9 protein-coding genes are annotated in these 10,996 nt (G+C 41.6%); 6 read left to right on the top strand and 3 right to left on the bottom strand.

The window, feature by feature from the left end; all coding sequences use genetic code 11:
* A partial coding sequence (dapF, locus tag NC238_17895) for a diaminopimelate epimerase (protein ID MCM1567784.1) occupies positions 1-600 on the top strand: 600 nt, incomplete at its 5' end.
* Between the two features lie 30 nt (positions 601-630).
* Here dapF and NC238_17890 read toward each other — a convergent pair.
* The 3 genes from NC238_17890 to NC238_17880 are packed head-to-tail and all read right to left on the bottom strand — an operon-like array spanning position 631 to position 4,492.
* On the bottom strand, positions 631-1,791 hold the full coding sequence (locus tag NC238_17890; GenBank protein MCM1567783.1) for a Ger(x)C family spore germination protein: 1,161 nt from the start codon (positions 1,789-1,791) through the stop codon (positions 631-633).
* Complete coding sequence (locus NC238_17885; GenBank protein MCM1567782.1) at positions 1,788-2,849, bottom strand: spore germination protein; 1,062 nt, start codon at positions 2,847-2,849, stop codon at positions 1,788-1,790. Before NC238_17885 ends, NC238_17890 begins: the two co-directional genes overlap by 4 nt.
* 32 nt (positions 2,850-2,881) lie before the next feature.
* On the bottom strand, positions 2,882-4,492 hold the full coding sequence (locus NC238_17880; protein MCM1567781.1) for a spore germination protein: 1,611 nt from the start codon (positions 4,490-4,492) through the stop codon (positions 2,882-2,884).
* A gap of 876 nt (positions 4,493-5,368) precedes the next feature.
* Between NC238_17880 and NC238_17875 the strand changes: the two genes are divergently transcribed.
* The 5 genes from NC238_17875 (at position 5,369) to NC238_17855 (ending at position 10,601) form a co-directional block, all read left to right on the top strand.
* Complete coding sequence (locus tag NC238_17875) at positions 5,369-7,015, top strand: reductive dehalogenase (protein ID MCM1567780.1); 1,647 nt, start codon at positions 5,369-5,371, stop codon at positions 7,013-7,015.
* Positions 7,016-7,029: 14 nt separating this feature from the next.
* Positions 7,030-7,350, top strand: coding sequence for a tetrachloroethene dehalogenase (locus tag NC238_17870; GenBank protein ID MCM1567779.1), 321 nt, complete (start codon positions 7,030-7,032; stop codon positions 7,348-7,350).
* Positions 7,351-7,475: 125 nt separating this feature from the next.
* Positions 7,476-8,738 carry a 4Fe-4S binding protein gene (locus NC238_17865; protein MCM1567778.1) on the top strand — a complete coding sequence of 421 codons (1,263 nt, stop codon included), beginning with the start codon at positions 7,476-7,478 and terminating at the stop codon, positions 8,736-8,738.
* Positions 8,739-8,904: 166 nt separating this feature from the next.
* On the top strand, positions 8,905-9,855 hold the full coding sequence (locus NC238_17860; protein MCM1567777.1) for a trigger factor: 951 nt from the start codon (positions 8,905-8,907) through the stop codon (positions 9,853-9,855).
* A 32-nt stretch (positions 9,856-9,887) separates the two neighbouring features.
* Positions 9,888-10,601 carry a Crp/Fnr family transcriptional regulator gene (locus tag NC238_17855; protein ID MCM1567776.1) on the top strand — a complete coding sequence of 238 codons (714 nt, stop codon included), beginning with the start codon at positions 9,888-9,890 and terminating at the stop codon, positions 10,599-10,601.
* Positions 10,602-10,996: the final 395 nt, after the last annotated feature.

Here is a 10,996-nt window from a genome sequence, read left to right as displayed (position 1 = left end):
GGGAAATATCTGTACGACAACGAGATCATCGTTAAGGATCGGATTTCGATTGAAACCTTGAGCGGGACTAAAAAACTGAAACTCTATATCCAAAACGGGAAAGTCGATTCGGTCTGCGTGGATATGGGGCCGGCGGAGCTGGAACCTCAGAAGATTCCGGTTAAATTGCCGGGAGAGGTTATCGTGAACCAGCCGGTTATGATTGCCGGTCGCGATTACCGCATCACCTGTGTGTCCATGGGGAATCCGCATAGTGTGGTTTTTGTGGAGAACCAGGAAAGCATCCAGATGGATACTGAAGGACCGGCCTTCGAATATTCTCCGTTATTTCCGGAAAGAGTCAATGTGGAATTTGTTACGATGATCGATCAAAACACCTTGAAAATGCGGGTCTGGGAACGCGGCAACGGCGAAACACTTGCAGCCGGTACCAGCGCCTGTGCAGCTGTTGTCGCTGCGGTGCTGAATGGTTACTGCCAAAAAGACCGGCATATTCTGGTGAAGCTGAAAGGCGGCGATCTGGTCGTCAAATATACGGATGAGACGGTCTATATGACAGGAAAGCCGGAAAAGGTATTCGAAGGAAGCGTTGAAATTTAATTAACAATACAATATCAGTTGCAATATAGTTTATTCCCCCAACATCCCGGTTTGGACGATCTTAGCATCGACCACGATTTCTACTTCCGCTGTGCTAAAAGATTTCCGCCAGTCCGGTCCTAGCGTCTGCCATGCCGAGAGGTTAGTACGATGGAGTTTTTCTGTAAAGCCAAGAAAATCTGATTTGTACTCCTGAGCCTTTTTAACTGTCTGCATGGTCAGATCCTGCAGCCTGTATTCGATAACATCTTCAAGCTCCTTAATATCTTCTGCTTTTAGTCTTAATCCTGAATTATCAGCAATTGCACCTATAACTTTAATTTGTACACGGTAAGATATTTTATCACCGGTTATCACCGGCTCAATTTTGCTTTTTGTAGTACTAATGTAATATGAGAATAATTTATTATCTTTTATTAACGTTAACGGAATACCCCCATTTATATTTTGTGTTATTAATAAATATCCTATGGTTTCGTCTTTATTCAACCAACCTATGAGTCTACCCCCTTGGAAAACAGCTAATCCCTCCATCAGATTTTGCTGTCCTGATCCGGGAACTTCCGAAGGAACAACATTGACCAGTGTTGCTACCGGATCCCTGTCGGGACTTTTTAACCACTCTGCAAAATCAAATAAAGTTACACCATAGGAATAACCGGTGGCTAATGCTTTTTTCATACCCAATTCCTTCAATTCTTTAGAAAGCAGCTTATCGACGGCCGGTCCCGCTTGCAATACATCAAGCGCTTTTCCTTTAGTTACGATGAACAATGTCCTTGGCCGGTTTTCCCAATACCGCATTGCGGTCTCAGTGAATTCGCTTATCATTTCCTTTGCGGCCTTCTCTCCAATGATAAAAGCACTAATATGACCGTAATACGGTGTGCGAGATGAATGGGCAGTAAAGGCTGAAATCGTCTCCTGCAGAGTCCTTCCGGTACCTACCAAGAGTGTTTCCTGATTACTCTTTGCGCTTGATTGCTCTCCTTCTTTAGTCTGACCGAGTGGGTTTAAGATGGTTGAAGATACTGTCCACTGGACGCTGCCATTTTCATTCGTATAGTCTACTCCCAGGAGGGTGACGACGGCAAGGCTTTCAACTTCTTTGCTGCTCCAGCAGCCGGTGCTTATAACAGACTGTAAGATAATCAGTATAAGCAAGCCAAAAATACGGTATTTTTTTTTCACCGGCTAACGCTCCTTTGCTTTTTTCTGATTACAGCTACGAACAGAAGAATCAAAGGCAACACCAGTTCGAAAATGAATCCTAAATACGGCCAGTACAATTCAAGGAATTGTCGGAATTCTGTCATATTACGAAACAGAAAAGTTGCCGCTGGGATGTAGACAAGCGCCATTGGATAAACAACTGGTTTATAACTTTTCAGATCCAGGGTTTTGGCTGTTGCAAAACATACCAAATAATATAGAACTGCAATTTTGATAATCATTCCAACCATCCAAAGGAGTGCAATGATGCCCTCTACACGCTGCAGGTAGCTGCTAAATTCAATATATTTGCTGAGGAACCAAAAAGGAAATAACAACTCCCCAGAAAGGTTCGGCCCAAATATCATCAAGGTGAACATCATACCTGCCGAGAGAAAAATTGCCGCTGCTAATAAGGCAAAAGCTCCTTTGTGCTTTACTTCCTCGGGCTTGTTGACCATGGGAAGCAGGACAGCTAATACAATGATCTCACCATACACGATGATGGAGGGGACAGATCCCCAAATCACAGGTAGGATCCCGCCCTCCAGGAATGGCAGTAGCTTTCCTACTTTCACCGCGGGCAATACGGATATCAATGGAAGAAGTAACGAAATCACGAATAGAGGAAAGATGAATTGAGCTGCGCGGGCAATGACTTCAATCCCTTTCGATGCCGCATAGGCCCCGATTAAGACAAGAATGGCATTAAAAGCTATGGACGGAGTCTGCGGCATAAAGCAAACCGTCAGGAATTTGGAAAACTCACATACGGATAGAATGTTAACCATAAGAAAAAATAATATATAGGCTCCGCCTACAACCTTGCCTAAGGCTTTGCCCAGGATGATTTCAGTATATTCAGGCAAAGTATTCTTTGGAAACCTTTTACCCAATTTCCATACGATCCATAGGCAAAGGAAACCGGGAAGTGAGGCTAAAGCGATCGCGATCCAGGCGGATTGTTTCGCTTTTTCAGCCGTTAACCCGGGCACAAACAAGAGCGCGGAAATCATGATGATGATGTATAGCAGCATAGCAATCTGCGTACCTGAAAGCTTTTCCGTATTTATGACGTTTGCCCTCCCTTATCCGGTTTTAGCGGACCTTGATCAGGGTCCTGCCTGACCGGCTCATTGCTCCCGGACATCCATGGCCGCGTGAGCATAGCCCACCAGGGCGCACACACCATGGTGTCCTTTAAGTCACCCGGGCTTAAGGGGGCAATCGGTGACAAGTAGGGGATACCGAAAGAACGTAAGCTGCAGAGATGGAAGAGAATAACCATCAGACCGGAGATGATTCCCACTCCGCCGAAAAAACCTGCGAGGACTATCAAAACAAACCGCAAAATTCTCAGAGCAGTACCTGCAGCGTAGTTGGGGATCGTGAATGAAGCGATGGCTGTAGTCGCCACAACAATGACCGAGATGGGTGAGACAAGACCCGCGTTCACTGCCGCCTGCCCAATGACCAAACCACCGACAGTGCTGATGGCTTGACCAATCGTCTTGGGCAGGCGTACTCCGGCTTCGCGCAAGAGTTCAAAGGCAAATTCGATCATTAGAATTTCTAAGACGATTGGCAGAGGCAAACCTTGCCGGGCGCCTGCAACAGTACTTATTAGGGCTGTTGGCAGCAACTCCTGGTGGAATGAAAAAGCTGCCACAGTTAAGGCCGGCAGCAATAACGCAATGTTCAAGGCAACAAAGCGCAAAAGCCGGACTGAAGTGGCGAATACCGCGTTATTGTAATAATCCTCGGCAGCCTGGAGCAGAGAAATAAACGTTACCGGAACAATCAGGGGCATTGGTGAGTTGTCCACTAAGATAACAATCCGTCCTTCCAATAAGGAAGCCGCGGCTTTGTCCGGCCGCTCGGTGTACTGCACAAGGGGGAATAAAGAGAAAGCCTCATCCATAATTAGTTCTTCAATCTGATTGCCGCTGAGCACACTATCAATATTAATCCTGCCAATCCGCTGCTTGACCTCTTGCACAACTTTATCATTGGCGATCCCTTTGATGTAACATACTGCCAGTTTGGTCTTTGTCAACAGTCCTGTCTCGAAAGTTTCCGCTTTAAGGCGGCTGGTTTTTATCCGGCGTCGGATTAAACTCATGTTTGTGTTGAGAGCTTCTACAAACCCGTCTTTCGGTCCCCTAACCCCAGGTTCGCTGTCAGGTTCGTTAATTGCTCTACCTTCCACACCCCGTACACCCGCGATAATCGCAGTAGCTGATCCGTCCAGAATCAGGACGGTATTGCCATCTAGAACTTTTTGGACGAGTTCAATTAAATCAGTCGTCGTACTGGTTTCGTCCAAATCAATTAAACGTTCCTGAATGACTTGCCGTGCATTTGCCTTAGACAGATGTATTGATGATGGTAAATTAGCCGTTTCCTGCATGATACTCTTCAATAAGTGATCATTCACCATTTCATGGTTGGTTAATCCGGCTACATAAATAATAAAAGCACGTAGAGGTGTATCGGCATTAATGGAAAATTCGCGGAAGAGAATATCAAAACATTGGTCGAAAACTTGCCGTAAAGTCTGTAAATTATCATCATAGTCTGCAGAGAGGGGCCGCTTTTCTCCAGGTTGTCGGGAAGTTATCTTACCAGAGTCTCTTTTGCCGCTAAAGCCTAGAGCACTCTTCAACAGTTTTTTAAACATACCGCCCCCAAATATCTTTCAGTTATCCTTAAGTTATAATTAATATTTTTACTAGAATTTCCTTTTCGAATATTTTTATACCGTCCCACTTAGATTCTAACTGAATATATCCAGTTGTCTTTAGGGCGTATGTGTTTGCATGAAATATGACGTAATACTAATTCGCGTATAACACATTAGATATTATCCAGTCCCAGCCCGTTATGCTTATTACGATTGTCGTATCATTTTCTAATTTGGCGAGTATTTCGCAAAGTCTTAATTCAACATGCTTTAATGTATTAAATAGCTCATTTCTAAATTCCTTTTCCCTGACTTCATCCTAGATCTGTTCAACAGGATTTAAGTTCCGGACTATAGGGTAATAACGGGTATATTTCCATATTCTCTGGCATTTCCAACCCTTTTGATTTATGCCAAGCGGCATTGTCTGCAACCATCAGTATGTAATCATCCGGATATCTTTTGGAGACTTCTTGAAGGAAGATATTCATGCAGGCGGTATTAGCAAAAGGCAAAACCAGTGATACCATTTGTCCATCGTATGGTGCGACTGCTACATAAGCGTACGAGTATTCTCTTACTCTATGGCAAGGGACGCTTGGTCTGCCGCCTTTTTATCATTGGTTCTGCATAATTTAATTATATAATAAAGCGAATTCTTTTGGGGTTCGCTTTTCTTCATTTATAGAAACGGGTCATCTCATAGAAATAACTTTCTATTTTGAGACAGGCCTCCTATCTTATTTCAATCGGTAGCCATGATTAATTAGCGAATGCAAATATTTCAAAATTGTAAAGCTATTTATAGGTACGATATTCGGGGATTAGTATAATTAGATTGTTATTCTAATATTTTTATGGAGGTAAATTTTTATGAAGAAAGACATGGACAGACGAGGCTTTTTTAAAACCTCGCTGCTAGGCGCTGCTGCTGTTGCAGTCGCCTCGGCTGCGGTTGCAAAGGAAACAATTAATCCTTTAGTAGCAGAAGCAGCAGACATTGTGGCTCCCGTAAAGGAAGTCTCCGAATTTCCTTATCAGGTTGACAGTAGGTATCGGCGGTTTCCAGTCACTAAAGATGGCTGGATGAGGATTTTTGATCCGACCGAGCCTCCGATCAAATTTCTGCGCGATGACGTTTCCAAAATTACAGGTAAAAAGGATACAGGGAAAGAGCTTCCTATGATTAATGCAGAGGCTATGGGAATTAAAGGCAGAACTGCCACGATACCTGAAACGGGCGTGAGCTTTTTTGCACAACAAGCCGGTATTACTCCGAATAAGCGCGAAAAGGAAGTTGGATGGCGTAGACTGGAGGGAGCAATGTGTGAGGCAGCTTGGGCGGTTGAAATGGATTATAACGGATTTACAGCACCCGGTTGCGGACCAGGCGGATTGATTTCCCACTACCCTATTAATCCCGCAACCAATGAAGAGGCTAACGAGCCGGTGTATATTCAGGGATTGTATAATTGGGATAATTCCGTGGCAGAAGAAGTACAGCAGAAGGGGCAACAATGGAAATTTAATTCAGCGGACGAAGCCAGCAAAATCGTTAAAAAAGCAGCGAGGTTCTTGGGTGCTGACCTGGCCGGGATTGCACCTTACGATGAACGTTGGACTTACTCCAACTGGGCAAGAATAATATCCAAGCCGTTTAAAATGCCGAATGGAAAAACTGTCTATGCTCCCTATAATGTTTTTAAGTACTTGCAAAATAAGGAAGTTGAAGTATTTGGACACTACGTTTATGATGCCGATTGGGAAAAATATGCCGGTTTCAAACCGAAAAGTGTAATTGCAATTGCTATTGAGATGGATTACGGGGCTATCCGTACGTCTCCCGCACTTCTTGAGGACGCTGCAGCAGGTAAAGCGTATTCAAGCATGGGAGAGATTAGCTACAAGCTTGCTGTTTTTTTGAGAAAGCTTGGATATAAAGCAATTCCATCGGGAAATGATACCGGGATGAATGTTCCTATTGCAGTCCAAGCCGGTTTAGGAGAGGCAGGAAGAAACGGATTATTGGTCACTCAGAAATACGGCCCCAGGGTGCGTATAGCTAAAGTATATACGGATTTGGAACTTGTTCCGGACAAACCAAAGAGTTTTGGGGTACGAGAGTTTTGCCGTCTTTGTCTTAAGTGTGCAGACGCCTGTCCGGGGCAAGCCATTTCCCACGAGAAAGAAGCACGTATTCTGCAACCCGAGGACTGTACCCCTTCCGAAAACCCCTATACACTCAAATGGCAAACTGAAACTGCTCGTTGTCTTTCTTTTATAGGATATACCGCTGCATGCATGAACTGTATATCTGTATGCTCGTGGAACAAAATTAAGCAATGGAACCACGATGTAGCGAGAATTGCAACTCAAGTTCCTTTAGTTCAAGATGTTGCGCGTAAATTTGATGAATGGTTTGGTTACAATGGGCCGGTAAACCCTGAGGAGCGAATTGAGAGCCGTTATTGTAAGGATGCGACTAACGATTTCTGGAATACGCTTGAACCCATTAAATAAAGGAGGAAGAAAATATGACGACAATTTCTGGTGTAATCGTATGGGTCATTTTAGGCATGTTGTTATTGCTTATTCAATACGGCATTTGGTTTTATTTAAAGGGGAAAGGGAGAAATACCATTGGTCTGCAAATCGGTGGTTTTCTTGCAAACTTCCTGTTAATATTTTCTTTAGCTTGGGCATATTCTAGCTTTATGGAGCGTGAATATCAAGCTATCGCTATGGGCTTTATCTTCTTTGGAGGCGCTGCCCTTATTCCAGCTATTATTACGTACAGGCTTACTACCCGTAAAGGCAAGGTAACAAAAGAAAAATCGGATATTGCCTCAGCTTAAAAATAAGAGTAGGAAACTATTCAATCAGAGCCACTTTGTACCTAACGGTATCAAGTGGCTCGCATTCACATTCTCAAATAAAATGATTGAATCAATGAAATATAATATAACAGAGGATAAAAAAAGTGAAAGGCAAAAAAAGAAATCCGGAGTCCTATTATTTGTTTTTGTTATTAATAACAGGTATCGTGGCAATTATTTACGGTGTATTTTGGACTGGGCAGTCTGTGGATTACAAGGCGCTGATCAAACAAAATATTACCGGTGTTAGCTCAGTCGAAAAAATAATAGGAACCAAACTTACTTTCAAGGCAGAAGCATCAGGCGGAATTTACTATGCCGTTGTTGATTCAGCAGTAGGGTATCAATCTAAAGTAGAAATCATGAGTATTATAGATGAAAAAGGTCTGGTGGAAAAAGTAATAGTCACGAAGCATGGTGAAACTCCGGTTTTTTTTGAGAGGCTTTATAAAGAAAAATATTTTGAGAGTTTTACTGGACTATCAGTTAAGGAACCCATTTATCTGGGAGGAGCTTCAGGTTATTCAGGATACCTGAACGATATAAAAACAGGCAACTACGTCGACCGGATCACCGGTTCAACAATTTCGTCTCATGCGGTGGCCGAAGCTGTGAACAAAGGAAATCTGCACCTTTCCCAGCAGTTCTTTAACACTTCGTGGACCAATCCCTACGAGCTTTTTCAATTTAAATGGAAAGATTTAGCAATGATAGCCCTGTATCTCGTTGTACTCGTAGCTGCCAATATCAAAAAATTAGCCTGTCTAAGGATTTGGTTACTATTAGTGAGTATCGGGGTACTGGGATTTGTTATCAATCAATTTGTTACGTCGAACCTATTGTTTTCCCTAATCCAATTGCAAATTCCCAGGATCACTAACCTTAAATGGTATGTGCTTATGGCTGGGTCGTTGGGCTTTATCGTTTTCTTAGGTAAAAATTTATATTGTGCTTGGATTTGTCCTTTTGGTGCCGTACAGGAGGTTCTCAATAAAATAGCAGGTTTTAAACCGCTGGGAATTTCGCAGGGAGTGATAAAAAAACTGAGATTGGTTCCGCCGACCATCTTGTGGATTGCCCTTATACTTGGAACTTACCTAGGGAACTATGGAACACTGGATTACCAACCTTTTGGTGCATTCTTCATGTTCAAGGCTACGTGGGTGATGTGGCTTATGATGCCTGTCTTTTTATTTGCAAGTTTGTTTTTCAATCGCTTTTATTGTCAATTCTTTTGTCCGGTCGGCTTTATATATAACCTGCTGAATCGATGGCGAAATAAGGGGGTAAGAACGTGGAAGCAAATGTGGGAACGGCAGAAAAATCTAAAGGAGGAAAAGCAAAAGACCTGTTCTTCGCAATCTTGATCCTTATTCTAGGTGCAGCCCATATTGTGGTCATGCTCCAATCGATAGGAATTATCAGGGCGGATCGCTGATTTTGAATGGGGAAAATAATGACGAATAACTTGGAATAATACTGCTGAGAATAATAACAAACAACCGTACGGAGAATAATAGGAGGAATATAGAAATGATGCAGTTTGAGCTCGGACAGTATAAAGGATTAAATCTCAACGGTTTTGATACCTCTGCCAAAGAAGATGAAATTAATGAGGCAGTAAACTATCTAATAAACTCTTTGGAAGAAACCCAGATAGAAAAAAACAGTGAAGAAATTAAAGCAGGGGATTATGTGATCGTAAATATAGAAGGGGTGGAAAAAAATACAACTATACCGGCGGTGAGAGAATATGATTACCAGTTTAAGGTTGGCGACGAGGGGCTGATACCGGAATTGACCACAAATTTACTGGGAAAGAAAACAGGGGATACAATTGTTTTTGAAAAGACGTTACAAGCAGGGCCTCTTGAATATCAGCATCTATGGGGACGTGAGTTAGAGTACAAAATTGAAATCAGTAGAGTATTCGTAATAAAAAAGCCGGAACTGACGGACAACATGATTCAAGAAATTGATCCAATGCTCAAAACGATAGATGACTTAACACAAAAACTGAAGGAGGAAATCTCTCGCGAAAAAAAGACAAAAGAACGGGAGGCTAATATTAATATCGTTCTTCAGGCACTAATTAAAAACAGTAAATATGAATTTGAAGAAGAAAGTCTAAATCAAGCAGCGGAAGATTTATACAAAAAATTTGCCGAGGAACTTAAGAATTCCAATAATATGCAACTTATGGAATATTTAATTCATAGAAAGATAACGGCAGATGAATTATTGGAGGAATGTAAGGAAGAAGCAGCGAAGAGAATGATCAAGGAGCAGATTTTAGACGCTGTGATCGAGATGGAAAAAATCCGGGCGACAGAAGAAGAAATTGCGTATCTCAAGGAACGGATAAAAAAAGACCAGGAAAGGGGAATATCATCTGAACTTTTTACTGACATCCATGTCGTAGAGCTCCAGTTTTTACGCAAGAAAGCAATGAGTTTTTTATTGAAGGTTAATCTGGTTGGTTAGAGGTTTTGTGTTGATTTAAGGAGTGAATAAAAATGTTCATGTTTTATTCTGCTTTTACAGGTCAGCCTATTAGTGACAGATTCGCCAATTACGTAAAATGCAATGGAATTGAGGCTGAATTCAAAAAAGGGACAACCATCCTGAATGAAGGAGATATCGTACAACATATGTTTTACGTTAATGAAGGATGGGTTGCTTATTGTCTTGACAATCCCAATGGAGATTCTAGGATCGCCAGTTTAGTTGGGCCTGGAAGGTCTTTTGGCACAGGGTCGGCTTTCGACCAACTGCCGATTCCTGTAAATCTTAGAGTTATTCAGAAATGTAAGATTTACATGCTTACCCGAAAAGATTTAATTCAGGCAATGAAAGAAGATATAACATTAGGCATTGAAGTGATAAGTAATGTAAACGCAAGATGTAGGACCCTTCTCGGATCGGTTAACTTTTTTTCCAATTTAGCTACTCCGGAAGAGCGGATAATTTACTACTTCCTATCTTTGCTTCATTTCTCAAAATATAAAGAGGCTATGGATTGGTATGAATTACCGATTAACTTGTCACATACTCAAATCGGGCAGATAATTGGTACTTCTAGGGTTACAGTGTGCCAAATCTTCAATAATTATAAAGCTGAAGGTAAAATAAAATTTTCTAAGCAGAAATTATTCATTTCTCATGAATTAATTAGTCATAAATATTGTAAATCATTATTAGATAACTCAACTTTCTCACCCCATATTTAAGGGAATAAACCCATAGAAATAAGGCTTAAACAGCAAGAAAACCACCAAGAATGATATAATGGAAATAGCAACAAACCCAATAATACCAACCAGTACTTTGGAGGTTTCCTATGACCAGTATTATACTAGATTTGACAAGTAACGAAAATGCTGTTTTCTCTCGAATTGATCAGTTATTCAGAATTTATTTTCAAAACTCCTAAAACGAAGTAATTTTTATAAAGAATCGGTTACATTCCTCCTGCTTTTTTAGTGGGAGGTCATTTTTTTTATTTCTGAGGCATAGAATTAGGTGAAAATGTTACAGTTTGTAAATAAAGTTTACAAATTGTTTACAGATAAGAAACCATCTCTTGATGATTACGCTGCTGCCACTAACGTCCGCTTGCGGATCT

The organism is Dehalobacter sp. (assembly GCA_023667845.1).
Taxonomy (GTDB): Bacteria; Bacillota; Desulfitobacteriia; order Desulfitobacteriales; family Syntrophobotulaceae; genus Dehalobacter.
The sequence above is the reverse complement of the archived record's forward strand: the minus strand, read 5'-3'. Positions and strand labels throughout refer to the sequence as shown.

Bases quoted from the DNA above. Each gene is read 5' to 3' on its own strand.
- NC238_17885 (MCM1567782.1), bottom strand. From the start codon at position 2,849: ATGCTGCTATACATCATCATCATGATTTCCGCGCTCTTGTTTGTGCCC.
- NC238_17875 (MCM1567780.1), top strand. From the start codon at position 5,369: ATGAAGAAAGACATGGACAGACGAGGCTTTTTTAAAACCTCGCTGCTA.
- NC238_17855 (MCM1567776.1), top strand. From the start codon at position 9,888: ATGTTCATGTTTTATTCTGCTTTTACAGGTCAGCCTATTAGTGACAGA.
- NC238_17860 (MCM1567777.1), top strand. From the start codon at position 8,905: ATGATGCAGTTTGAGCTCGGACAGTATAAAGGATTAAATCTCAACGGT.
- NC238_17880 (MCM1567781.1), bottom strand. From the start codon at position 4,492: ATGTTTAAAAAACTGTTGAAGAGTGCTCTAGGCTTTAGCGGCAAAAGA.
- NC238_17870 (MCM1567779.1), top strand. From the start codon at position 7,030: ATGACGACAATTTCTGGTGTAATCGTATGGGTCATTTTAGGCATGTTG.